The organism is Clostridium algifaecis (assembly GCF_017874415.1).
Lineage (GTDB): Bacteria > Bacillota > Clostridia > Clostridiales > Clostridiaceae > Clostridium_B > Clostridium_B algifaecis.
Genome location: NZ_JAGGLM010000007.1, coordinates 96,862 through 120,620, shown reverse-complemented (window position 1 = coordinate 120,620; position 23,759 = coordinate 96,862). Strand labels below are relative to the sequence as shown.

General features: G+C 29.0%; 25 protein-coding genes, 1 riboswitch and 1 other annotated feature. Of the genes, 9 read left to right on the top strand and 16 right to left on the bottom strand.

Features of this window, described 5'->3' with window-relative positions:
- Nucleotides 1-157 precede the first annotated feature (157 nt).
- The 6 genes from J2Z42_RS07485 to ytxC all read right to left on the bottom strand — a co-directional run bounded on the left by J2Z42_RS07485 (nt 158) and on the right by ytxC (nt 5,545).
- On the bottom strand, nt 158-943 hold the full coding sequence (locus tag J2Z42_RS07485) for a TrmH family RNA methyltransferase (protein ID WP_209702022.1): 786 nt from the start codon (nt 941-943) through the stop codon (nt 158-160).
- A gap of 96 nt (nt 944-1,039) precedes the next feature.
- A complete protein-coding gene (gene rplT / locus J2Z42_RS07480; protein WP_209702021.1) occupies nt 1,040-1,399 on the bottom strand; it encodes a 50S ribosomal protein L20 in 360 nt (119 codons plus the stop codon).
- Nucleotides 1,400-1,427: 28 nt separating this feature from the next.
- Complete coding sequence (gene rpmI, locus J2Z42_RS07475) at nt 1,428-1,625, bottom strand: 50S ribosomal protein L35 (RefSeq protein ID WP_209702020.1); 198 nt, start codon at nt 1,623-1,625, stop codon at nt 1,428-1,430.
- 25 nt (nt 1,626-1,650) lie between these two features.
- Entirely contained in the window at nt 1,651-2,172 is a 522-nt protein-coding gene (infC, locus tag J2Z42_RS07470; protein WP_209702019.1) for a translation initiation factor IF-3, read from the bottom strand.
- 211 nt (nt 2,173-2,383) lie between these two features.
- Nucleotides 2,384-4,297, bottom strand: coding sequence for a threonine--tRNA ligase (gene thrS / locus J2Z42_RS07465; protein WP_209702018.1), 1,914 nt, complete (start codon nt 4,295-4,297; stop codon nt 2,384-2,386).
- A 53-nt stretch (nt 4,298-4,350) separates the two neighbouring features.
- Nucleotides 4,351-4,612, bottom strand: a binding site (T-box leader).
- A 78-nt stretch (nt 4,613-4,690) separates the two neighbouring features.
- A complete protein-coding gene (gene ytxC / locus J2Z42_RS07460; RefSeq protein WP_209702017.1) occupies nt 4,691-5,545 on the bottom strand; it encodes a putative sporulation protein YtxC in 855 nt (284 codons plus the stop codon).
- A gap of 276 nt (nt 5,546-5,821) precedes the next feature.
- Between ytxC and J2Z42_RS07455 the strand changes: the two genes are divergently transcribed.
- Nucleotides 5,822-6,526: a DUF6873 family GME fold protein gene (locus tag J2Z42_RS07455; protein WP_209702016.1), complete on the top strand. Its 705-nt coding sequence runs from the start codon at nt 5,822-5,824 to the stop codon at nt 6,524-6,526.
- A gap of 37 nt (nt 6,527-6,563) precedes the next feature.
- Here J2Z42_RS07455 and J2Z42_RS07450 read toward each other — a convergent pair whose 3' ends face one another.
- The 5 genes from J2Z42_RS07450 to J2Z42_RS07430 all read right to left on the bottom strand — a co-directional run bounded on the left by J2Z42_RS07450 (nt 6,564) and on the right by J2Z42_RS07430 (nt 9,920).
- Nucleotides 6,564-6,914, bottom strand: coding sequence for a FlxA-like family protein (locus tag J2Z42_RS07450; protein ID WP_209702015.1), 351 nt, complete (start codon nt 6,912-6,914; stop codon nt 6,564-6,566).
- Nucleotides 6,915-7,024: 110 nt separating this feature from the next.
- A complete protein-coding gene (locus tag J2Z42_RS07445) occupies nt 7,025-7,630 on the bottom strand; it encodes a hypothetical protein (protein WP_209702014.1) in 606 nt (201 codons plus the stop codon).
- Between the two features lie 141 nt (nt 7,631-7,771).
- Complete coding sequence (locus tag J2Z42_RS07440) at nt 7,772-8,527, bottom strand: sulfite exporter TauE/SafE family protein (RefSeq protein ID WP_209702013.1); 756 nt, start codon at nt 8,525-8,527, stop codon at nt 7,772-7,774.
- Nucleotides 8,528-8,591: 64 nt separating this feature from the next.
- Nucleotides 8,592-9,425 carry a deoxyribonuclease IV gene (locus J2Z42_RS07435; RefSeq protein WP_209702012.1) on the bottom strand — a complete coding sequence of 278 codons (834 nt, stop codon included), beginning with the start codon at nt 9,423-9,425 and terminating at the stop codon, nt 8,592-8,594.
- Nucleotides 9,426-9,455: 30 nt separating this feature from the next.
- The gene (locus J2Z42_RS07430) at nt 9,456-9,920 is read right to left on the bottom strand and encodes a methylated-DNA--[protein]-cysteine S-methyltransferase (RefSeq protein ID WP_209702011.1); all 465 of its coding nucleotides are present in this window, start codon (nt 9,918-9,920) and stop codon (nt 9,456-9,458) included.
- A gap of 272 nt (nt 9,921-10,192) precedes the next feature.
- On the opposite strand from J2Z42_RS07430, the gene J2Z42_RS07425 reads away from it, so the two are divergent.
- Both J2Z42_RS07425 and J2Z42_RS07420 read left to right on the top strand, forming a co-directional pair.
- Nucleotides 10,193-11,095, top strand: coding sequence for a chemotaxis protein (locus tag J2Z42_RS07425; protein WP_209702010.1), 903 nt, complete (start codon nt 10,193-10,195; stop codon nt 11,093-11,095).
- A 21-nt stretch (nt 11,096-11,116) separates the two neighbouring features.
- Nucleotides 11,117-13,270, top strand: coding sequence for a sensor domain-containing diguanylate cyclase/phosphohydrolase (locus tag J2Z42_RS07420; protein WP_209702009.1), 2,154 nt, complete (start codon nt 11,117-11,119; stop codon nt 13,268-13,270).
- Nucleotides 13,271-13,345: 75 nt separating this feature from the next.
- Here J2Z42_RS07420 and J2Z42_RS07415 read toward each other — a convergent pair whose 3' ends face one another.
- Both J2Z42_RS07415 and J2Z42_RS07410 read right to left on the bottom strand, forming a co-directional pair.
- Nucleotides 13,346-14,239, bottom strand: a complete 894-nt coding sequence (locus J2Z42_RS07415) for an MBL fold metallo-hydrolase (protein ID WP_209702008.1) — start codon at nt 14,237-14,239, stop codon at nt 13,346-13,348.
- A gap of 395 nt (nt 14,240-14,634) precedes the next feature.
- Nucleotides 14,635-14,991, bottom strand: a complete 357-nt coding sequence (locus J2Z42_RS07410; protein ID WP_209702007.1) for a NifB/NifX family molybdenum-iron cluster-binding protein — start codon at nt 14,989-14,991, stop codon at nt 14,635-14,637.
- A gap of 193 nt (nt 14,992-15,184) precedes the next feature.
- A riboswitch (cobalamin riboswitch) is annotated at nt 15,185-15,365 on the top strand.
- A gap of 258 nt (nt 15,366-15,623) precedes the next feature.
- Here J2Z42_RS07410 and cbiQ point away from each other — a divergent pair.
- The 5 genes from cbiQ (at nt 15,624) to J2Z42_RS07385 (ending at nt 19,903) form a co-directional block, all read left to right on the top strand.
- Complete coding sequence (gene cbiQ, locus J2Z42_RS07405; RefSeq protein ID WP_439897319.1) at nt 15,624-16,466, top strand: cobalt ECF transporter T component CbiQ; 843 nt, start codon at nt 15,624-15,626, stop codon at nt 16,464-16,466.
- Between the two features lie 12 nt (nt 16,467-16,478).
- A complete protein-coding gene (locus J2Z42_RS07400) occupies nt 16,479-17,324 on the top strand; it encodes an energy-coupling factor ABC transporter ATP-binding protein (RefSeq protein ID WP_209702005.1) in 846 nt (281 codons plus the stop codon).
- A 47-nt stretch (nt 17,325-17,371) separates the two neighbouring features.
- A complete protein-coding gene (locus J2Z42_RS07395) occupies nt 17,372-18,124 on the top strand; it encodes an energy-coupling factor ABC transporter permease (RefSeq protein WP_209702004.1) in 753 nt (250 codons plus the stop codon).
- On the top strand, nt 18,124-18,447 hold the full coding sequence (locus tag J2Z42_RS07390) for an energy-coupling factor ABC transporter substrate-binding protein (RefSeq protein WP_209702003.1): 324 nt from the start codon (nt 18,124-18,126) through the stop codon (nt 18,445-18,447). The genes J2Z42_RS07395 and J2Z42_RS07390 overlap by 1 nt, the downstream gene beginning before the upstream one ends.
- Before the next feature lie 217 nt (nt 18,448-18,664).
- The gene (locus J2Z42_RS07385) at nt 18,665-19,903 is read left to right on the top strand and encodes an IS256 family transposase (protein WP_209702002.1); all 1,239 of its coding nucleotides are present in this window, start codon (nt 18,665-18,667) and stop codon (nt 19,901-19,903) included.
- A gap of 348 nt (nt 19,904-20,251) precedes the next feature.
- Here J2Z42_RS07385 and J2Z42_RS07380 read toward each other — a convergent pair whose 3' ends face one another.
- From J2Z42_RS07380 to J2Z42_RS07370, 3 genes are all read right to left on the bottom strand, one after another.
- Nucleotides 20,252-21,151, bottom strand: coding sequence for a hypothetical protein (locus tag J2Z42_RS07380; RefSeq protein ID WP_209702001.1), 900 nt, complete (start codon nt 21,149-21,151; stop codon nt 20,252-20,254).
- Nucleotides 21,144-21,635: a sigma-70 family RNA polymerase sigma factor gene (locus J2Z42_RS07375; protein WP_209702000.1), complete on the bottom strand. Its 492-nt coding sequence runs from the start codon at nt 21,633-21,635 to the stop codon at nt 21,144-21,146. Before J2Z42_RS07375 ends, J2Z42_RS07380 begins: the two co-directional genes overlap by 8 nt.
- Before the next feature lie 184 nt (nt 21,636-21,819).
- Nucleotides 21,820-22,791: a stalk domain-containing protein gene (locus J2Z42_RS07370; protein WP_342590009.1), complete on the bottom strand. Its 972-nt coding sequence runs from the start codon at nt 22,789-22,791 to the stop codon at nt 21,820-21,822.
- A 212-nt stretch (nt 22,792-23,003) separates the two neighbouring features.
- On the opposite strand from J2Z42_RS07370, the gene J2Z42_RS07365 reads away from it, so the two are divergent.
- Complete coding sequence (locus tag J2Z42_RS07365) at nt 23,004-23,699, top strand: acetylglutamate kinase (RefSeq protein ID WP_245331531.1); 696 nt, start codon at nt 23,004-23,006, stop codon at nt 23,697-23,699.
- Nucleotides 23,700-23,759: the final 60 nt, after the last annotated feature.

Below are 23,759 nucleotides of genomic sequence, written 5' to 3'. Positions count from 1 at the left end.
AGTACGCACTTTTTTGTTATATTCTAAAAGCTTGAAAGCCTTTTAAATCAAAGGATTCCAAGCTTTTTATCTTCTTCAACTGTCAAAGATGAGATATTACAATTATCCAATTACATTGTCAATATAAAATTTTTATTGACCTCTTTATTAATCTTAGCTACAAGCCTCTCCTAACCAGTTCAAACATCATAATAGACGCTGCCACAGAAGCATTTAAGGATTCGGCTCCCCCAGGCATAGGTATTCTCACCTTTATATCAGCTATGTCTTTTATTTCATCGCTGAGTCCGTTTCCTTCATTACCCACTGCCAATATTGTTTTATCATTAAATTCAGCATTATAAAAGTTTAATTCTGTCTCCAGCATACTTGCTGCAATTTTAAATCCACTTTTTTTTAGCATAATTGTATTTTCAAGATTATCGTCATATATTATAGGTACATGGAAAATAGATCCCATAGTAGCTCTGAGTGTTTTTTGGTTATACACGTCTACAGTTCCTTTTGTAATTATTACTCCAAGTGCTCCAGATGCATGGGCGCTTCTTATTATAGTTCCCATATTTCCAGGATCTTGAATCTTATCTGCCAATATATAGAATCCATTTCTACACTGTATATCAAGCTTTTTATCATGAACTACAGCAATTACACCCTGAGAATTATCAGTATCACTTATAGTTTTAAATATGCTATCCTCTACATCATAAGCCTCACTGCACACATTTTCTTTTATTTTATGTTTTTCTTTATATTTTTCCCATTTTTCAACAGAACTTGACCTTATAAAAATCATGGAAATTTCAAATTCTGATTTAAGAGCTTCTTCTAAGAACCTAAATCCTTCTATTAAAAATTCATGTTTCCCGTTTCTGTATTTCCTATCCTTTAATTTTCTAACTTCCTTAATATGGGTATTGCTTTTACTTTCAATTAAATTCAAAATACTTCACCTGAATTTTAAAAATATTTTTTATAATTAATAAAATACAAAATCATAAAAGGGCGTAGAAAAACTACACCCTATGTAAATACTATATTAAGCAGTTAATTGTTTTTTAGCTATATCAGCTAATTCAGTAAATGCTTTTGGATCATTTATTGCTATATCTGAAAGTATCTTTCTATTAATATCAATTCCTGCAGTTTTTATTCCATTCATAAATCTTGAATAAGAAATTCCATTTATTCTTGCTGCAGCATTTATTCTTGCTATCCAAAGCTTTCTAAAATCTCTCTTTTTTAATTTTCTTCCAAAATATGCATTTCTAAGTGCTCTTATAACTGATTCATTAGCAGTCTTGAATAATTTGCTTCTTCCACCATAATAGCCTTTAGCTAATTTTAATACTTTTTTATGATACTTACGAGCATTAACCGCTCTTTTTACTCTTGCCATTTTTTAACCTCCTTCTAGACTCTACCGATTATACATAAGGTAATAAATTTTTCATTGTTTTTTCTTGAGTTGCTGAAACATATCCTGCTTTTCTAAGGTTTCTTTTAACCTTTGCACTTTTAGCTGTTAACTTATGGCTTCTAAAAGCTTTTGCCCTCTTAAGTTTTCCTGTTCCTGTAACTTTAAATCTTTTTGCTACACTTTTTTTAGTCTTCATTTTTGGCATAACAGATTCCTCCTTCTCAATTCAATTATGCTTTTTTAGGCGACAAAATCATTATCATATTTCTTCCTTCGAGTTTTGCCCTCTTTTCAATTGCACTTACATCTTCAAGTTTCAAATAAAAATTGTCAAGTATCTTCCTACCAACAGATGAATAGTCTGCCTGTCTTCCTCTAAATCTAACTGTAACTTTAACTTTATCCCCTGCAAGTAAAAATTTTCTTGCGTTATTAGCTTTGATAGAAATATCATGATCTTCAATAGTAGGACTAAGTCTAACTTCCTTTATATTTACAATCTTCTGTTTTTTCCTAGCCTCTTTTTCTTTTTTGGTTTGTTCATAAATAAACTTGCCATAATTCATGATCTTGCATACAGGTGGCTTGGCATTTGGAGATATCATTACCAAATCCAATTCATTTTCCTCTGCAATTTTAAGAGCATCTTTCGCAGATATAATTCCTAATTGTTCTCCATCATTACTAATAGCTCTTACTTCTTTTACTCTTATATTTTCATTTACAAGAAAACCTTTATTAATAATTTTCACCTCCTAAACAAAATTTTCCAAATATCACATATAAAAAAGAGACAGCCAAAGCCGTCTCCTAATACTCTAAATAGTAGAACAAAAGTAAAGATTTTAAATAAAAATCTTTCATAACCTTACTAGCAATGCTGTAAGGTGAGAAACGGCTAGTTTCTTCTTAAAACTCAACGAATATTATTATACTATTAACATTCTTGGATGTCAATATTTTTTAAAGATCTTTTGCTTTTGTAGCTATTTCATCTTTTACTTTGTCTATAAATTCATTAAGCTTCATAGTTCCAATATCACCATCTTTTCTACTTCTAACTGAAACAACCCCTTCTTTTATTTCTTTGTCTCCAATTACAAGCATATATGGAACCTTCTGCATTTGAGCTTCTCTTATCTTATATCCTATCTTCTCATTTCTAACATCAGATTCAACTCTTATTCCATTTTGTTTCAACTTATCTACAATATTTTTAACATAATCAACCTGAGAATCAGTTATATTCATAACTTCAGCCTGAACTGGTGCAAGCCAAACCGGGAATGCTCCTGCATAATTTTCGATCAATATTCCTATAAATCTTTCTATAGATCCAAATACAACCCTGTGAACCATGACTGGCCTATGCTTCTCTCCATCTGCTCCTATATATGTTAAATCAAACCTTTCAGGCATCTGGAAATCAAGTTGAACAGTTCCGCACTGCCATGTTCTTCCTATACAATCTCTTAGATGGAAATCTATTTTAGGACCATAGAACGCTCCATCTCCTTCATTTATCTTGTAATCAAGTCCTGCGGCTTTAAGTGCAGCTTTAAGTCCTTCTGTTGCAGCCTCCCAGTCTTCATCACTTCCCATGGAATTTTCTGGTCTTGTAGATAATTCTACAAAATAATCAAATCCAAATACCTTATAAAAACTATCTATTAATTTTATTACCTTTATTATTTCCTCTGTCATCATTTCTCTAGTCATAAATATATGGGCATCATCTTGAGTAAAGCACCTTACTCTCATAAGTCCATGAAGTGCTCCAGATTTCTCATGTCTGTGAACAATTCCCATTTCACCATATCTTATAGGGAGATCTCTATACGAATGTATTTTGTTTTTATAAACAAGTATAGAGCCCGGACAGTTCATTGGTTTTATAGCATAATCCTCATCATCTATCTTAGTAAAATACATATTTTCTTTATAATGATCCCAGTGTCCTGATTGATGCCATAACTTTTCATTTAATATAATAGGAGTCATTATCTCTTCATATCCTGCTTTTTCGTGTACTTCTCTCCAGTAATTCTGAAGTGTATTTCTTATAACCATTCCCTTTGGATGGAAGAATGGAAATCCTGGTCCTTCTTCGTGTATACTGAAAAGGTCAAGTTCTTTTCCTATTTTTCTATGATCTCTCTTTTTAGCTTCTTCCATCATTGTCAAATAAGCTTGTAATTCACTTTTCTTTTCAAAAGCAGTACCATATATTCTTTGGAGCATCTTGTTCTTTTCATTGCCTCTCCAGTAAGCCCCTGCAATTGAAAGAAGTTTTATTACTTTAACTTTTCCTGTTGATGGTACATGAGGTCCAGCACATAAATCTACAAAATCTCCCTGTTTATAAAAAGATATAACCTCGTCTTCAGGTAAATCTTTAATTAACTGAACCTTATAAGGTTCTTTCTTTTCTTCCATTAATTTTATAGCTTCATCTCTTGAAAGTTCAAATCTTTCTAATTTTTCATTTTCTTTTATTATCTTGTTCATTTCTTTTTCAATCTTTTCAAGTAATTCTGGAGTAAATGAAAAATCAGCATCTATGTCATAATAAAATCCATCATCTATTGAAGGCCCTATAGCTAATTTTACCTCTGGATATAATCTCTTAACTGCCTGTGCAAGTATATGCGATGCAGTATGTCTTAATATTTTCTTACCTTCATCATCATCAAATGTAATGATTTCAATTTTTGAATCTTCTTTTATCTCCTGCATTAACTCTGAAACTTTTCCATTTAATTTTGCTCCCAATGCTTTTTTACCCAATGAAATACTTATTTTTGAAGCAGCATCAGACACTTTAGAACCCTCTGGAACTTCTATTTCTTTGCCATCTTTTAAAGATAATTTTATCATTATTGTTCCTCCTCTATGTAAATAAAGTAAAAATATAAAAAAGCTCTCCCCTAAAATGGGACGAGCTTGCCGTGTTTCCACCCAAATTAACAGCAATACCTTATTTCTGGCTAAACTAAAATTATGATTTATCACTGTTATCTCTAGAACCTTTAGCGCAGGTCAACGGAAATACTTAATAATCAATAAAATTGATATTCAGTATTCAACTCAAAGGTGGTTTTCAATAAGTATTGTTTAAAAAACCTCTCAGCTAATAAGTTTTTATCTCTTGAAACAACATTTTTATCTACTTTTCCTCTTCATCGTCTTTGCTTATGTAACTTATTTTATTATTCTAAATTAAATATGTCAATATTAAAACTAATAATTTTAAAATTAATAACATATATCTTATTTATAAATCATTACTCTATCAGTAAATACCTTTTTTATAGTATCTATTACTTCTTTATTTCTACAATTCTCTATTGAGTGTATAATTATTTTTTCCGGTGAATTTGTTATAAGAGTGCTTATAAGCAAATCTTCAGTACTTGCATTTTTATCCGTCTTAAATTCAGTCAATTGGCTAAACAGTTTTGTAGTTATATCTATTCCATGTTTATTTTTAATAATATAATCACCGCTGTTTTCTATAACTATATCCATGTAATCTATTTTACTTTCTTGAATTTCTACAAAATATTTTAAAAGCTTTATAAATTCATCGTACTCTTTTTCAACCATATATTCTTCCACTATCTTGTCAATTATACTTTTTATATCATCTAAAATATCTTTCATCCTGAATGTAATGAATCCCTCAACATTTATAGTATTATTTTCGTCTATAAATGTTGCTATCTTTTTTATTATATTATTTTTTTTATTTATACAATATATTGAGTTATCATCTACAATAGAAATTTTTCCCTTGATTATGTTTAAACTTTCGTTCTTTATATAATTCATCTCATCGTTTTGCAGGAAAAAATACATATCATTTAAAAAAGAGTCTAATTCTTTGTTATAAAATTCATCTATCAATATATCATACAACATATTAGCCGCATATATATTAAACACATTAATAAGCTTTTTATTCAATTCACAATCAGAGAATATTTTTAGGAAGTGAGTTTTACATTCTACACTTTCAGATATACCTATGTTTATATTTTTACTTTTAAAGTACTCTTTAATAGATTTTATTCCATTAAATATATCATCTCTTTCAATATTGTAAGCCAAATTTAATAACAGCATTTTTTACACTCCCTTCTAAAATAGTATGTGTCTAAAGGGAATCTATATTCAAAATTTCATTGTCAAATATCGACTTTTTTCAATATATAATTTACATTTTGATTTTAATAAATATAATTAGAAGTGTATTATATACATAGAATTATTCATTCAATTTTCACACATATAAAATCTTGACTTAATAGCAAAATAAAAAATCCACATTAACTATTAATTCTTCATTCTTAACTATTAACTAAAAGAGTTGAGTTATTAACTAAATACGGGGGCAATCAAATGAGATACGCTATTGTAGATTTCAGAATAAATGATGAGGAAAAACAAAATCTAATTAATCTAGGAGTAGAAATCATATTGTGTCCTCCATGCAGGCTTCTTTATGATTCAGTATGTGGTCATCCAGATATGCAGATTCACTTTATAGATAAACATACAGTAATAGTTCACAAAGATATGAATGAAATATTTATAAACAAATTAATTTCCATTGGTTTAAATGTTATTCTATCAAAAAATAGTCTTACAGATAAATATCCTGAAGATATAATTTTAAATGCTTTAAATCTTCCTAATTTATTCGTACATAATTTAAAATATACAGATAAAATATTATTAAATAATGTGCAAAATAAGAAGCTTATAAATGTAAGTCAGGGATACACCAAATGTTCCTGTGCCCCAGTAAATAAAAACGCAATAATAACAAGTGATCCATCCATTTTAAAAACACTTGAAGGAGAAAATATTGATATTTTAAAAATTCCATCAGGAGATATTATTCTGCCAGGTCTTGATTATGGTTTTATTGGAGGTTGCTGCGGAATTTTAGATAATTATATGATATTTTTTGGAGATCTAAATTATTATGCTTATAGTGAAAAAATAATCAACTTTTTAGGAAAATATAATTTAAAACCTATATTTTTAAGAAAAGGAAAACTTATAGACAGGGGAAGTATATTTTTTATTCCAGAGGCATAAAAAGCCTCTGGCCTTGCTCTTCATAGTCTGGCTAAAATTAAGCAAACACGTCAACTATGTTACTGCTAGAATTTGTTTTAGAAGCATTGGTTTTAGAAGCATCTGTTGAAGTACTACTACTACTCTTTAATATTTCTGTATTAGAACCAGAGGTACTTCCTGTTTTTTGTGATTGTTTTTGCTGAATTTGAGATTCAATTTGTTGAAGCTGAGATTCTAATTGCCTTACTTTTGATTGCTTTGTCTTTTCATCATCCTTACTTGAGTTTTCTTCTTGAATTTCTTTTTCAATAGCTTGTTCCTGTTTTTCAAGTGCACTTGTATCATTATTATTGCTAGTAGAGTATACTGCAGCATTTGATATTGAAGAAATTGATGAAACGCTCATTTCTACACTTCCTTTATTGTAAAATTTTTTAAATTAATATTAAATTTCACAAATATTTTAATACAGCAACCTTAATATTTTCTTAAAATAACTTTTAATTTTCAATTTTATTATTGTCCAATTTTAAACCCTGCAGTTTCAGCTTCCTCTTCAGTCCTAAAATAAACATTGTCATTATCCGTATTTTTTAACTTTGTATTATAGTTTGCACTACCAGGAATAATATATGTTTTTTTGATAGGATCTCCTATTATAGCCGGTCTGCCATTAGCATCAGTATACGCTTGCTGCTTTGAATTTACATTAGTTGTCTGAGCTGTGGTTGTACTACTTTGAGCCATACCCATGCTTTTTTGTAAAGCATTCAAATCATTTTGCAAACTTATAAGTCCATTCTGTAAATTCTTGCTTTGAGGAACTGGTATACTGATATAATTTGCACTGCCAGGTTGTACAGCTGTCTCACTGCCGCTCACGCGCGGAGGCTGCCATGCAGTAGTACTATAATCATTTTGTTTATTTTTAATAAAAACCTGTTCTGAATTATAATCTGAATAGATTAACATAAAAAATATTAAAAAACATATTATAGTAGGTAAACCATACATTACTCCAGATTGCCACTTTTCCTTAAACAATATAGGTTTAAGTATGAGGGACTTCAAAAGCATTACTAAAAATACAATTCCTAAAAAGTAGAATATCCATTCTATCATAAAAACACTTCCATACTTAAAATATTATTCACATTATAGCATAATTTTGATGTATCTGATGTATATAATGAACATTTTTCTCATAAATACTATCATTTTCTAGTATATACTTGTGCAAAATACATATTATGCCAAAAAGTATTAAATTATAAGCATAGTAGCAGCTGTAACCGGTACCAAAATCATTGCAACTTTAAGCACAGGAAGGGGAACTCTTCTAGTAAATTTAGCACCTATATAAGATCCTACCATAGTACCTGCAACAACTTCAAAAAGCAATGGTATATCCAAATATCCTAAATGGTAATATCCAAGTCCTCCAGCTATAGCTATTGGGACAATTACCATCATCGTAGTTCCTGCGGATTGTCTTACTGACATTCCAAGTATCAACATCAATCCAATTTGAATAAATGCAGCAGATCCTATACCAAACATACCAGATAGAGTTCCCGTTACAAGCCCAATTCCACATACAGATATCCAGAATCTTATTCCAGTAGGCAGCGAATTTTTACCTGAAATTTTATTACTTTCAACAAGAAACATACGCATCCACAATATTAATGCAGATAAATAAAGCATTCCAGAAGTCATCCATTTTAATTTATAACCTGAAATAAAGCCAGAAAAATTAGAACTTGTCCATGCTCCAATAGCTCCAAAAATTCCAACTGCAATTCCTACCTTAAGAATAATATCCCCTTCTTTATAATGGCTAATTGTACCTGATATAGATGAGAATATCATTGCAGCCAGTGCTGTTCCAAGCGCTATATGTATAGTAAAACCAAATATTGTGGTTAAAATAGATATTATAAATCCGGATCCTCCTGCTCCTACAAATCCAAGTGCAACTCCAACTACAAACATTACCAATATTATATGTATTGCCAAAGCAAACTCCTTCTTTCTCTACGCTGATAAAATTTATTAATAGGCAAATTGAAATATAACCATTCTAATACTTAAATGCCTCTCTAAGTATTTTAATTTCTTTTTCATGACCGCTTAAGTCATTTGGAGTTTCTAAAAAGAATGGAAGATGTCTCAATTCAGGATGATTTATAATTTTAGTTATGGCCGCTAGCCCAATTGAACCTTCTCCAATTGTTTCATGCCTATCTTTATGACTTGCAAAAGGATTTTTGCTGTCATTTAGATGAATTGCACGTAATTTATCAAGACCTATAATATCATCAAATTCTTTTAGTACTCCATCAAGGTCATTAACTATATCATAGCCTGCATCGTAAACATGGCATGTATCCAAACATACTCCCATTTTATTCGAAAGCTCCACACCATCTAATATATTCTTTAATTCTTCGAAAGTTTTTCCTATCTCAGTTCCCTTTCCAGACATGGTCTCAAGAAGTACAATTGTATTTTGCTCTGGTTTCAATACATTATTTAACATATTTATTATATACCTTGTTCCAATATCCACACCTTGTTTTACATGACTTCCAGGATGAAAATTATAAAAATTATTTGGCAGATATTCCATTCTCTTTAAATCATCCTCTATAAGCTCAATAGCAAGATTTCGTATTCCCTCATCTGCTGAACAAGCATTTAATGTATACGGAGCATGTGCTAAAATTGCAGAAAAATTATTTTCTTTCATAATTTTAAGCAAAGCCTTCACATCTTCAGGATCAATATTCTTCGCCTTTTTTCCTCTTGGGTTACGTGTAAAAAATTGAAAAGTATTTGCACCTATTTTAACTGCTGCCTTTCCCATTGCTTCGTAGCCCTTTGACATCGATAAATGACAACCTATATTAAACATTATTATTTCCTCCAAGTTTGATTTTTTACTTTATACATTAATTTTTTCCATATTTAAAAGTTTTTTCTTTACATCCAAACCTCCTGCATAACCAACCAGCGAACCATTTACACCGATAACACGATGACATGGAATAACTATAAGAATTGGATTTTTATTATTTGCCATTCCTACCGCACGTGATGCTTTTTTATTTCCTATACCATCTGCCACATTTTTATAACTGCAAGTTTTTCCATAAGGAATATATTGTAGATAATTCCAAACCTTTCTTTGAAAGTCCGTACCTTGTGCTGCTAATGGCAAATTGAACATTTTTCTTGAACCATTAAAATATTCTTGTAACTGCCCATATGCCTTCTTGATTAATTGTGTCTCAACTATATTTGCATTTTCAGGAATAACTTCTCCAAAATATATATTTGTAATAAAACTATTTTCCTCAACAATTACCATTTTTCCAATTTCAAATTCGTAGTTGTATGCACTAATCATATTAACCTCCAGATATAATCATCTTTATCCTACAAATACATTTTACTATTTACAACTGAATTTGTCTTTCAAAATATCATTTTATAATTTTGATTAAATATTAAAAAGTACAATTATATATCAAGATTTGTAGTAAAAGTATTTAATTCCTATTAAATATAAAAATTGAGCTCGGTTATTGTATATGTCATTATTATGTGAGATTATATAATTAAGATATTTATAAATTTTTTATATTTTTATAATAAATAATGAAGAGGGGCGCAAAAATCATGGAATCAAAAATATTATTAGAAAGTGGGACTGGAGAACTTGAAATACTTGAATTTATAATAAATGATAAGCATTATGCAATTAATGTTATAAAAGTTAAAGAAGTAATAAAATTGGATAATTTAAGAAAACTCCCACAATCACATCCTGCTGTTGGAGGACTTATGCTGTGCAGGAATGAAATAATACCTTTAATAAATCTAAAGTATATTTTAGAAAAAGGAAGTAAAATAGACAAAGAATCTAAAGTTATAATATGTGAATTTAATAAACTTAAAGTTGGTTTTAATATTGACAGTATTGTAGGTGTTCATCGTATTGGATGGGATAAAATAATGAAACCGGATGATATATCTACAGATTCATTAGTCATAGGAAATATTGTTCTAGATAATAAAATAATATTGATGTTAGATTTTGAAAAAATAGTTACAGATATTAATCCAAGTACAGGCATAAGTGAAGATAAAATTGTAGAAGTAGATTATAAAGATAGATCCAATATTAAAGTTGCTTTAGCAGATGATTCAGCCCTGATAAGAAAGCTACTAAAAGATACACTTACTAAAGCTGGTTTTAAAAATTTAAAACTATTTAACGATGGTAAACAAGCTCTAGATTATTTAGAGGATTTAGTAGAAAAAAAGAAAGAAAATTTTATAGAAGACGTTCAAATTTTAATTACAGATGTTGAAATGCCTCAAATGGATGGACATACGCTCACAAGAAAAATCAAAGAACATCCTATTTTAAAAAAATTACCGGTTATAATATTTTCATCACTAATAACAGATGATCTAAAACATAAAGGAGTATCAGTAGGTGCAGATGCTCAATTAAGTAAACCGGAAATATCGGATTTAGTAAAAGTAATAGATAAATTTGTAGAAAACAAAATTTAAAACGGAGGTCAGCTACATTTAATGTTTATAACAAGAAAACTTTGCTCAATTTTAGAAATTAATAAAAAAAACAAACTAAATTATGAATGTATTAAAATATGTATTACGTATTTTTTAATTGGTTTTCTTTGGATTTATCTTTCTGAAAAAATTTCTCATAAACTTGCTAATGATAAGGGCATGCTTTTAATTATAAATATATATAAAGGCTGGCTATATGTCATTGTAACTTCAATTATTCTTTACTTATTGATAAAAAGTCTTTTAAAAAAGGTTGATTTAGCAGAAAAAAAGCTTAATGAAAGTTATAAAGAATTATCATCAGTTAATAAGAACCTTGAATCATACATACAACAATTGAATGACTCTGAAGAAGAACTTAAAAAAAGTGAAGAAAAAAATAGAGCTATTATTAGAGCAATACCTGATCTACTATTTATCATTGATAATAATGGATATTTTATAGATTGTATGTCAAGTGATAAGAGTAATCTATTGTTGCCAAGGGAACGTTTTATTGGAAAAACTATTCATGAAATTTTTCCTGAAGAAATATCAAAAATAGCCTATAAAAAAATACATTCATTACTTAGAAATGGATTATTGGAAAGTTTCGAATACAAAATTAAAATTTCCAATAAAGAACAATATTTTGAAGTTAGACTAATTAAAAATAATGAAAAAGAAATACTTGCTATATCAAGGAATATTACTATTGAAAAGCAGAATAAATTAAACTTAAAAATAAGTGAAGAAGCTTTAAAGACAAGCGAGAATAGATTTCGAAATATTTTTGAAAATTCATCAGATGGAATACTTATAATTGTGGATGATAAGATAACCGATTGTAATATAGCTATGCTTAAATTATTAGGATATAATTCAAAATCGTGTATACTTGGTAAAAAGCCATGTGAATTTTACCCTGAAAAGCAGCCAGATGGAAAAATTTCTGAAAAAAAAGTAGTTGAAATGCGTAAACGTACTATAGAGAATGGAAATTGGAAATTTGAATGGTGGTATAAAAGATCTGATGGAAAATTATTACCCGTTGAAGTTATGTTGACAACTATTTCAATTAATGGTAAAAAATTTTTTCACTCTTTATGGAGGGATATAAGCACTAGAAAACAAATGGAGCAAAAAATGAAATATTTAAGCTACCATGATCAACTAACGGGTTTATACAATAGAAGATTCTTTGAAGAAGAATTAAAGAGACTGGATACAGAAGAAAACTTTCCTTTAACAATTGTTATGGCAGATGTTAACGGATTAAAACTTGTTAACGATTCTTTAGGTCATGCTGTAGGAGATGAACTACTTAAAAAAGTATCAGAAGTTATGATAAATGGTTGCAAGGCTAATGGTATCGTTGCCAGACTTGGAGGCGACGAGTTTGTAATTTTGTTACCAAAAACATGCGACCATGAAACAGATCAAATTATCAAACATATTAAATCTGAAGCATTAAAACAAAAAATTGGTGCTGTTGACATATCTATTTCATTTGGATACGAAACTAAAAAAAATGAAGAAGAAAAAATTGAAAAGATTTTAAAAAAAGCTGAAGATTATATGTACAAAAAGAAGTTGTTTGAAGGACCAAGTATGAGAGGAAAAACTATAAATGCCATAATTAGTACGCTTCATGAAAAAAACAAAAGAGAAGAACAGCACTCACATAGAGTTTCAGAATTATGCAAGGATACAGGCAAAGCTCTAGGCCTGCTTGATGGTAAAATCGAGGAACTTAAAAATGTTGGATTACTTCATGACATAGGAAAAATAGCTATAGAAGAAAATATATTAAATAAGAATGGAAAACTTACAGATGATGAATGGAAAGAAATAAAAAAGCATCCAGAAATAGGCTATAGAATACTTAACACAGTAAATGATATGTCAGAAATGGCAGAATACGTATTAGCCCATCATGAAAGATGGGATGGAACTGGTTATCCAAAAGGTTTAAAGAGAAAAGAAATACCTCTTCAATCAAGAATCATAGCTATAGCTGATTCCTACGATGCTATGATTAGTAAAAGAAGTTATCGAGATGCTTTAACAGAAGATGTTGCTATAAAAGAACTAAAAGAAAATGCAGGCTCTCAGTTTGATCCTGAACTCACAAAAATATTTATTGAAAAAGTATTACATAAGCAATTTGATTAAAAGATTTGAAGGGAATGTCCATAGATTTGTGTAAAATTAAATCTATGGACATTCCTATATAAACACATTTTTCAATTAACATCTTGAAAATTTTAAAAATCCATGGTCAATATTTGATTCTACATTTCCAGTTTCAATCAAATATTCAATATATGACTTTAGCATCCTTTCTATTAATGTATATTTATATTTATCCCCCATCTTGATATTAAAATTTTCAACAACTTTCTTCATAATTTCTTCTATTGTCATTTTGCCATCTATAAGATCACCAATACTTGTTGCTCTATTTTTATAGAAATTTATATTATCCGTTATAAGCTTTGTGATGTCATCATATATACCTTTATGTGCCACTAAATATTTACTGCATTTTAAATTATAAAGCTTTGTTTTACTTTTCAAATCCTCGCTAAGTATATAGGCATATGGCATTTTAGCTCCTTCCATAACTTCATAACTTATAAGTGCATCTCCAAGATATGCAACATCATCGGGAGTTGTAATACATATATGTGCAGGACTGTGCCCAGGTGTATGAAGAATTTTGAACTCAATACCACAAACACTTATTTTATCTTGATTATCAGGAATCATAATGTCTGTTTTGCAAACCATATGTCCAAAATGTTGTTTGACATCTGATAATGTCTGTGTATTATAATAAAGCTTTAGATTGACTATTGAACTGCAAATAAAAGCTTCATAAATTGGCATTGCAATAACACAATTATACTTTTTCTTAAAATATGTATTATTTCCTATATGATCTATGTGGGCATGGCTACATATTATACCAATTACTTTAAATTTATTTCTTTCTAAAACTTCATTTATTCCTTCTCTTTCCCCTCTTGACCATCCAGAATCAAGCATAATAATTTTTTCATCATCAATTTTATAAAAAGGTATATACGTCATTCCTGTATCAATACAAAATGTATTCCCCTTTATCTTTTTCATTTCCATATATTATTTTTAGCAATAGAATGTACTAAAAGTACATTAAATCACTAAATATTCACTTCCTTTCTATATTCAACCTACATTGTTTATATGTATTACATTACAGTATTAATCACCTCATAACCAATAACAATTTTCAACTATTTTCGCTTAAACAATATAAAAATTATAACACTTGTAGAATTTATAACAATATTGAATTAAAATTCTTCTTTTATATCCACATAAATTTTTTCAACGAAAAGGACATGTAATCAGTATTTAACTAATTTACATGCCCTGCATACTTTCTACTCAATTATCACAGTAGTTTTCTTTTAACAATTCTTTTATACTTTTAACATTATTTGTTATTAAAATTCATATCAATTTATAGTCTATTCGTCTAGAAATCATTACTAATTATTATTATGTTCCCCATGATGATTACAAACTATATTTTTATCTTCCAGTTTTCCATCAATGTATTCTTGAATAACCTTTGTATATTCTCCTGATGCTCCCTTTATTACCTTAAGCCCATTTTGTTGTAAACCTGCAAGTGCACCTCCTCCTATACCTCCAGTAATAACTACATTAGTTCCATGTTTCACAAGCAAATCTGCTAATCCTTGATGCTGATGTGCAAATTCTACTGCAGATATTTTTTCAATTTGTATAATTTTCTCATCATCTACTGTTGCAATAATAAAACTTTCACTCATTCCAAAATGTTGATTCACCATGTTTCCATTATTGGGTATTGCTATTTTCATATTATAAAACCTCCTTGTTTTATTTAATACATAACAAGTATCTAAATTTATAAATAGCATATGCTATTTATATTATATAGTAAATAATTATTTATTGTCAACTTTAACAATAAAAATTATAGAAACATCTGAAAATAATAGATAAATGAAGTTGACGTAATAAGAAAATAGATATACAATCATTATTATAAAATTAAATAATAAAGTATAAGGCTTATTTAATAATAATTAAAAGGGAAAGTGGTGAAAGTCCACTACAGCCCCCGCTACTGTGAATAGGGATGAAATCTAGTAAAACACTGGCATAATGCTGGGAAGTTTAGAGAGTAAATTGATCTACGAGCCAGGAGACCTTCCTTAAACTAATTAACGACAACTTCGGTGGGAAGTATGTGGTGTTATTTACTTACATAAAAGTCATATAATTTATTGTTAATTTTCTATCAATAAGTAATATTAACATCATGTAAGTTCAATATGATGCTATATTAGCCTGCAGGTTGCTGCAGGCTTTCTTAGTTGCAAATTTTAAAATTAACCCAATTAATAAAGATTAAATCAAAATATTTCACTAAAAATTTTAAAGAAGGTGCAAAATGAGAAAAATTATTGCTTTATGTGCAGTATTTTTGATGGCTGTAGTTTTCTTAAAATTGGAAAATAAGAATAGTACTCACCATCATGGAATCGGACATAAACACAGGGAAGAATTTTTAATTGATTTTCATGCTTATACTTCCGAAATAAGACATTGGAATCCTACTTTTAAAGTATCTTTTTCTGTTCTGACACTGATTCTTTGCATTGCATTGGACAACCCTTATGTATCTGTTGTTGTCATTATTGCAATGGTCTATATTACAATTGTAAAAGGAAAGCTTCCTGTACATGAATACTTGTCAATAATGGCTATTCCAATAGTTTTTATCCTACTAGGTACATTTACCATTGCCATTGATTTTTCAAAGCAACCCATGGGACAGTATAATTTGTATCTTGGCTTTTGTTATGTACTTACTTCAAATATAATGCTTAGGAAAGCTTTGTTTTTGATTTTAAAAGTTTTTGCAGCTATTAATGCACTGCAGATGATGACACTATCAACCCCTTCTTCTGAAATTATATATGTACTTCGAAAAGCACATATTCCAAAGCTTATTGTAGAATTGATGGATATGATTTATCGCTATATTTTTATTTTAATGGATGTTTATACTAAAATGAAAAATTCTGCAGAATCACGCCAGGGATACTGCGATTTTAAAACTTCCTGCTATACATTTGGGAACATTGCAAGCAACATGCTAGTTACTTCGTTAAAAAGAGCAAATTCATATTATGATGCAATGGAGTCTAGATGTTATGATGGGGATCTTGTGTTTTATGAGGAAAATAAAAAAGTAGAGATAGCTCAAATTATCTCAGCATCAGCATTTATAATCTTTTTGATTTTACTCTGGAGCTTTACAAGATAGAGAGGAGATATTATGGGAAAAACAATACTAAAGGTTGAAGATTTGCGTTATGCTTATGGAAATGGAGAACCTGCATTAAACGGCATAAATATAAATATTTATGAAGGTGAGAAAATTGCTGTTATCGGTTCCAATGGATCTGGAAAATCCACGTTTTTCCTGAACATTAATGGTGTATTTACACCAGAACATGGAAAGATCATTTATCGGGATACAGTGGTTAATAAAAAGAACTTGAAAGAACTTCGAAAAAACATAGGAATTGTATTTCAAGATGCAGATAATCAAATTATTGCATCTACAGTTATGGCAGAGGTTGGATTTGGTCCTATGAATTTAAAGCTTTCAAAACAGGAAGTTCGGCAGAGGGTTGAAGAAGCACTGGAATATATGAATATTTCTGATTTCAAAGATCGACCACCCCACTATTTAAGTGGTGGTGAGAAGAAACGTGTTACTATTGCAGACATTATTGCTATGCAATCAGAAATTATTATCTTTGATGAGCCAACAGCAGCACTGGATCCTTTAAATGCATTGATGTTAGAAAAAGTTTTAGGCAAACTTGCTTCAGATGGCAAGACAATGCTTATTTCTACTCATGATGTAGATTTCGTATACAGATGGGCAGAAAGGATTCTTGTATTTTGCCATGGAAAAATTATAGCTGATGGAACCCCATTAGAAATTTTTAAAAACACGAAGGTTTTAAAACAAGCAAATTTAAAACAACCGATTATGCTAAAGGTTTATGAATTGCTTGTAGAAAAACATATAGTGGAAAATACAAAAGACTATCCAAAAAGTACTGAAGAATTTAAAAAAATACTTGAAAAAACAGATATCTTTTCTAGGTAATTTGGCTTAGATTAATATAAATTTAAAATAACACAAGGAGGAAAAAAATGAATCAAAAAGAAAAGAAAATTATTACCATTGTCACAGCATTTGCGTTGACTTTTGGAGTAATTCCGGTAGCTAATGCAATGCACATTATGGAAGGATATCTTCCACCAAAATTTTGTATTGCATGGGGTATCATTTGCATTCCTTTTTTAGTATCAGGTTACCTATCAATAAAAAAAACATTGTCTGAAAACCATAAATCAATGACTATTCTTGCTATGGCAGGTGCATTCATTTTTGTACTTTCGTCTTTAAAGATTCCATCAGTAACAGGAAGCTGTTCGCACATGACCGGTACAGGACTTGCTGCAATTTTATTTGGACCAACTACAGTTAGCATTCTAGGTATAATTGTGCTTATTTTTCAAGCAATCCTTCTAGCTCATGGCGGACTTACAACTCTTGGTGCTAATACTTTTTCTATGGCTATTGCAGGTCCATTAGTTTCTTATGGAATTTATAAATTATGTCAGAATTTAAAAGTTAACAAACATATAGGTATTTTTTTAGCCGCATCGATTGGAGATTTATTTACTTATTGTGTAACAAGCATTCAGCTTGCACTTGCATATCCTTCTCAAAGTGGTGGAGTTGCAGCATCTACAGCTAAGTTTCTTTCAGTATTTGCACCAACACAAGTTCCACTTGCAGTTATCGAAGGTATTCTTACTGTTGTTATAATTATGGGTCTTGAAACATATGCAAAGTCTGAATTAACAGGTATAGGATTTCTAAAGAAAGGTGAAAATTAATGACAAAGATAAAAAAAAAGGTTACTATTTTATTAGTTATTGCTGCATTGATTGCTGTTATACCATTGTTCACATTAAGAGGCGCTGAATTTGGTGGCTCAGATGATGCAGGAAGCAAAACAGTTTCGCAGATTACAGGCAAAAAATATAAGCCTTGGTTTAAACCTGTTATGGAAACCTGGATTGGAGGAGAATTACCGGGTGAAGTTGAAAGTTTATTATTCTGTGTACAAACTGGTATTGGAGTTGGAGTTATAGCTTTCTTCATGGGAAGATTAGTAGAACGAAATAAAAAAGAAAATAAACAAATTAAAAATGATTAGCTGCGGTAAAGGAATGTCAGTAGGTTTGTGTAAAATAGAATGGATGAGATAAAATTTATTTGAAAATTACTATAGGATTATGTTCCTGTAGTAATTTTTATTTTTTAAGGAATGTGAGTAGATTTGTGTAAAAACCAAATCTACTCACATTTTTTTCGTATAGTTAATTGGTAGATTTGGAATAATATACTTAAATAAATTTAAGGAGGAGTTCTAAATGAAGGATTTTGAAATACCAGATATTAATTATAAGGAAGAGGTTAAAAAGTGTAAGACTATGGAAGATGTAGTTGGCAGAAATGGATTATTGCAGAGACTTTTAAAAGATGTTATGCAAAATATGCTAGAAGCAGAGATGGAAGAACATTTGGGCAGAGAAAAATATGAAAGAAGTGACAGAGACGATGATACTAATATAGATTATAGAAATGGATATTCTAAGAAGAATATTAAGAGCAGTGTTGGTGATGTTAAGCTAGATATACCAAGGGATAGAAATTCAAATTTTGAACCAAGAGTTATAAAAAAGTATGAAACTGTGTGCAATGAACTTGATAAAAAAATAATAGGTTTATATGCTAGAGGAATGTCTACTAGAGATATTCAAGCAGAATTAGAAGAATTATATGGTATAGATGTATCACCATCTATGATATCAAAAATAACCGATAAGGTTATGGGGGCTGCCGCCCAATGGCAGAATAGAATGCTTGACGAAATATATCCAATTGTTTATATGGATGCTGTACATTTTAAAGTTAGAGAAGAAAATAAAATTGTTACTAAAGCTGCCTATATATGCATGGCTCTTGATATGGAAGGTTATAAGGATATTTTAGGTATATGGATAGGTGAAGCCGAAGGCGCTAAATTTTGGCTGTCAGTTTGCAATGATTTAAAAAATAGAGGCGTAAAAGAGATATTAATTGCCTGTATGGATGGACTTAAGGGCCTTCCTGATGCTATAAAGACAGTATTTCCTGACGTTAGTATTCAAAATTGTATTATTCATCAAATTAGAAATTCTATTAAATATGTGGCATCAAAGGATAAGAAAGAATTTATGAAAGACTTAAAATGTGTATATAAAGCATCTACAGAGGAACTTGCAATAACTAGTTTAGATGATCTCAAAGATAAATGGGATCATAAATATAGTATGGTAATTGATTCATGGTATAATAACTGGGATAAATTATCAACATATTTTAAATATTCTCCTGAAATAAGAAAAATAATATATACCACAAATGCATTAGAGGGCTTCAACAGGCAGTTGAGGAAATTTACAAAAACAAGAACTGTTTTTCCAACTGATGAAGCTCTCAGGAAATCTCTCTACCTAGCTACCGAGAAAGTCATGGAAAAATGGACTTCTCCATCACCAAACTGGGGTTTAACATTAGCACAATTAACAATTGTGTTCAAGGATAAAGTAGGTGAGGAGATAATCTAAAATATAATAAAAAAATTTTATAAATTTTCCTCTTTTGGTGTATAATAAAATTCATTATACACACAATAAAAATGTAATATTAATCATTATTAGTATTACTCAAATATAAAAAAATATAACTGAAAATCAAAATTTCCAGTTATATAAAATTAAATCAAATCTATTTTACACAAATATATCTATATTCTCATTTTTTAGGGGATAACTAATAATAATGTTTTTTAACTTTGTGATAATAATACTATTATTCATTAATTCTTTTTTAAATCAATAAATCTGGGAACCTACATTTTTCTTGAACATTAACGGTGTATTCATACCAAAGTGAAAATATTTATTACTAGTTATTTAAAAAGAATCCTTAATCATTTTTGATATTATATCTTCTTCAATACCATTTGATGATAAAAGTGAATATGAAATATCTCCTATTTTCCAAAGTGCAAAATTAACTTTTCCATCTGTGTGACCTTTTACTTTTATATATTTATCATTTAGTTTTAAACTTTTTTCAAATTCGTATTTACTATAATCTCCACTTATATTGTCAGAACTCTTTCCAGCTATAAAATTAATTATATCTTTTCCATTATTATATTCTATTCTTATTGCTTTTCCTGATATAACGCATATATTATCTATGCTAAACTTATCTGGCAAAACTTTAATAATATTAATTTTAAATTTAGCTGCCTCTTCAGCTTCTTCTATTGTTTTGTATTCTTTTATAGGACATTCTTCAAAACTCATCGAGGAACCATTAAAATTATTTTGAGAATTATAATTAGGGGTTACTTTATTTTGTGTCCTATCTTCATTATTTTTTATGTTATCTGAGGCTTTAGTATTATTTGCTTGAGTATTATTCTCCTGTAACTTATTTTTAGGAGAATTTATATATGCAATACTATGTCGTTCTAAATTTTCATGTTTTTCTACACTATTATTGTTTTCTTTATTATAATGATTTTTATTTAGTTCTTTACAACGTGAATCTTTATTTTTATCATATGCATTTTGAGATATTTGTTTTGGTAAATTTCTATTTTGCTGCATAAAATTCTTAGCAGCACTAAAACATATAACAACCAAAAAACAAGCTGCAGCAATTTGCATATATATTTTTCGTAAATAATATTTTTTCCTTTTGGTTTGACTATTTTTATTGAGTACATTGTTGAGTATTCTTTTTTTCATTTCTTCATTCATAGCAATTTTATTCATTTCTTCTTTATATTTTTTACTCAAAATCATACTCCTCCTTTAACACTTTCTTTAACAGATTTCTTCCTCTACTCAATAGTGATCGTACTGTTGATTCTTTCTTGTTTAATATAGACGCAATTTTTACAGTACTATAATCCTCGTAATAATATAAATGAATAACTTCTCTATATTTTAGAGGAAGATTCATTACTTCATTAAGAACACTATTATCTGTATATTCATCATAATATGGCATTTCTATTAGCTTTCCACGTCTTCTAAACCATGAAGATTTTAACTTATTTTTGCATATGTTTCTAGTAACGCAGATAAGCCAATTTTTCTTATAATCTTCACTATTAAAAGTATCTACATTTTTAAGCAGTTGTACAAAAACTTCCTGTACTACATCTTCTGCATCATATATATTTTTCATATATGAATATGAAAATCTTAATAACATATTACCATAATCATCTAAAGCCTTTGAGATAATTTCATCTGTACACAATGAAATCTCATTCATTATAAAGATCATCCTTTCATTTTGCAGCACAATGTTAGCTAATAAAATACTTCCAGCCACAAAATTGACTTCGTTACAAAATGTATCATATTTTTTATTTAATAAATACTCTCCCAGCCATTTGAAAATGACTGGGAAAATAATCATCTATAAATTGCAATTTATATTAATTTTAACTAAATAATTAAAAAGTGCTCTTAATTATTTTTATGATATTATCATTTTCCATTCCATTTTTCACTGAAATTGAATATGATATGTCATTAATCTTCCAAGTTGCAAGATTAATTAAACTACTATTATTTCCTTTTAAATTAACATTTGTACCATTTACCTGTGTTGTTTCATTAAACTTATATACATTATAATCTCCATCTAACTTATCTATGCCTTGTCCCATTCTAAATAAAATATCATTTTTACCATCACTATAGCAAATTTGGAATAACTCGTTGGAAATAGTGCTAATGAATTTTATTTTAAATTGTGATGCTATTTCTTTAGGTACAACAGTCTTAAATTTAAGTGACTTTTCTGCTTCTTGTATAGTATTAAACTCTTTAATTGGAGATGGAATACCAATTGGTTCTGACATACCATTTGATTTTGATTCTACAAAGGAACCAATAGTATAATTTTCATTGTTGACATATACTAATTCTCCATCTTTGGTTTCACAAAAAAATCTTCCTATTGTATTTGGATCATTAAAAATTAAATTGTAAATCTTAATTGGAACATACACAACATTATCTACTAACATAGGTGCTACTCCAAAACTTTCAGGTGCAGTACATCCTATTGCATGGCTGCTCTCATAATAGTAAAGATCTACTCCCACTTTTATTTCGGTTTTAATTTTGTCATTATCTAAAGTTATAATTTTATTATCAGAACTTGTACTAACTTTAAATCCTAAGCTTTCTGATGTGATTTTTAATGGCACCATAACATTCCCACTATTTATTACAACGCCAAGATTACCAATATTCACATTCTTTCCTGTTATACTTAAATTATTGTTGATTGTATATTTAGATTTATTAGTTGATATTAATATTGACTTTCCTTTATTTTGATCTGCCGCCGATACTGGAATAGACATTCCCATAATTGTCACTGCACCTAATAAAAGTGCTATTGTCTTTTTCATCATAATTTTTCTCTCCTTTAATCCTTATAATATAATTTTAAAATTGCTTTTCACTTATAATACAATCTGAACTGTAAAAGTGTTGCAATAATTTATAAAAATTACTTGATTCAATTATTTCCATATGTAATAATTGTAATCTATACTCGGATTGGAACTTTCTTATTTATATAAACATACTATAAAGATGTAAAGATTATTAAAGTGGTGGTAAAATGCTATGTCCCTTAAGACATTTTTTTTGCGCTATTCAGCCATACAATAACCATGAGCTTTTTAATACAGCAAATTTAGAAAAAAACTACAACTGTATATATTCTGCATATGGAGATTACAATAAAAAATATAGATATACTTCTATGAAAATCAGTAAACCAGAGATGGCTTTGTCAAATACTATGCGTATGCTTTGGGAACAGCATATTGTATGGACAAGAATGACAATAATAAGTATAATAGCAGGTTTAGCAGATGTAGACTTTGTTACCAGGCGGCTTCTTAGGAACCCTGTAGATTTTGAGAAAGCCTTAAGTCCTTTATATGGAGATAGAATTTCTTCCAAATTCAGAGACTTGTTTAAAAGCCATCTTATCATAGCTTCAGAACTAGTCAAGGCTGCTAAAGCTGGCAATAAGAAAGCAGCCGCAAATGCTGAAAAAAGATGGTATACCAATGCAGATGAAATTGCTGTCTTCCTAGGTAAAATAAATCCTTATTGGTCTCAAAGTGATTGGCAAAAAATGCTACATGAACATTTAGCACTAACTAAATCTGAAACAGTTGACATACTTACAGGAAATTATGAAGAAGGTATTAATTTATATGATCAGATTGAGAAACAGGCTCTTAAAATGGCTGATGTAATGACAAAGGGTATTATTAGACAATTTCCAGAAAAATTTATAAGATAATTGCTTTAGTATATCAAAAATAATAAAACTCTTACTAAACCTATATTCTTTCATTAGAAT

Excerpts from the sequence above, each read along its gene's own strand:
- rplT (WP_209702021.1), bottom strand. The coding sequence starts at position 1,399 with ATGGCAAGAGTAAAAAGAGCGGTTAATGCTCGTAAGTATCATAAAAAA.
- rpmI (WP_209702020.1), bottom strand. The coding sequence starts at position 1,625 with ATGCCAAAAATGAAGACTAAAAAAAGTGTAGCAAAAAGATTTAAAGTT.
- thrS (WP_209702018.1), bottom strand. The coding sequence starts at position 4,297 with ATGATAAAATTATCTTTAAAAGATGGCAAAGAAATAGAAGTTCCAGAG.
- ytxC (WP_209702017.1), bottom strand. The coding sequence starts at position 5,545 with ATGCTGTTATTAAATTTGGCTTACAATATTGAAAGAGATGATATATTT.
- J2Z42_RS07455 (WP_209702016.1), top strand. The coding sequence starts at position 5,822 with ATGAGATACGCTATTGTAGATTTCAGAATAAATGATGAGGAAAAACAA.
- J2Z42_RS07450 (WP_209702015.1), bottom strand. The coding sequence starts at position 6,914 with ATGAGCGTTTCATCAATTTCTTCAATATCAAATGCTGCAGTATACTCT.
- J2Z42_RS07445 (WP_209702014.1), bottom strand. The coding sequence starts at position 7,630 with ATGATAGAATGGATATTCTACTTTTTAGGAATTGTATTTTTAGTAATG.
- J2Z42_RS07435 (WP_209702012.1), bottom strand. The coding sequence starts at position 9,425 with ATGTTTAATATAGGTTGTCATTTATCGATGTCAAAGGGCTACGAAGCA.
- J2Z42_RS07430 (WP_209702011.1), bottom strand. The coding sequence starts at position 9,920 with ATGATTAGTGCATACAACTACGAATTTGAAATTGGAAAAATGGTAATT.
- J2Z42_RS07425 (WP_209702010.1), top strand. The coding sequence starts at position 10,193 with ATGGAATCAAAAATATTATTAGAAAGTGGGACTGGAGAACTTGAAATA.
- J2Z42_RS07420 (WP_209702009.1), top strand. The coding sequence starts at position 11,117 with ATGTTTATAACAAGAAAACTTTGCTCAATTTTAGAAATTAATAAAAAA.
- J2Z42_RS07415 (WP_209702008.1), bottom strand. The coding sequence starts at position 14,239 with ATGGAAATGAAAAAGATAAAGGGGAATACATTTTGTATTGATACAGGA.
- J2Z42_RS07410 (WP_209702007.1), bottom strand. The coding sequence starts at position 14,991 with ATGAAAATAGCAATACCCAATAATGGAAACATGGTGAATCAACATTTT.
- cbiQ (WP_439897319.1), top strand. The coding sequence starts at position 15,624 with ATGGCTGTAGTTTTCTTAAAATTGGAAAATAAGAATAGTACTCACCAT.
- J2Z42_RS07400 (WP_209702005.1), top strand. The coding sequence starts at position 16,479 with ATGGGAAAAACAATACTAAAGGTTGAAGATTTGCGTTATGCTTATGGA.
- J2Z42_RS07395 (WP_209702004.1), top strand. The coding sequence starts at position 17,372 with ATGAATCAAAAAGAAAAGAAAATTATTACCATTGTCACAGCATTTGCG.
- J2Z42_RS07390 (WP_209702003.1), top strand. The coding sequence starts at position 18,124 with ATGACAAAGATAAAAAAAAAGGTTACTATTTTATTAGTTATTGCTGCA.
- J2Z42_RS07385 (WP_209702002.1), top strand. The coding sequence starts at position 18,665 with ATGAAGGATTTTGAAATACCAGATATTAATTATAAGGAAGAGGTTAAA.
- J2Z42_RS07375 (WP_209702000.1), bottom strand. The coding sequence starts at position 21,635 with ATGAATGAGATTTCATTGTGTACAGATGAAATTATCTCAAAGGCTTTA.
- J2Z42_RS07370 (WP_342590009.1), bottom strand. The coding sequence starts at position 22,791 with ATGATGAAAAAGACAATAGCACTTTTATTAGGTGCAGTGACAATTATG.
- J2Z42_RS07365 (WP_245331531.1), top strand. The coding sequence starts at position 23,004 with ATGCTATGTCCCTTAAGACATTTTTTTTGCGCTATTCAGCCATACAAT.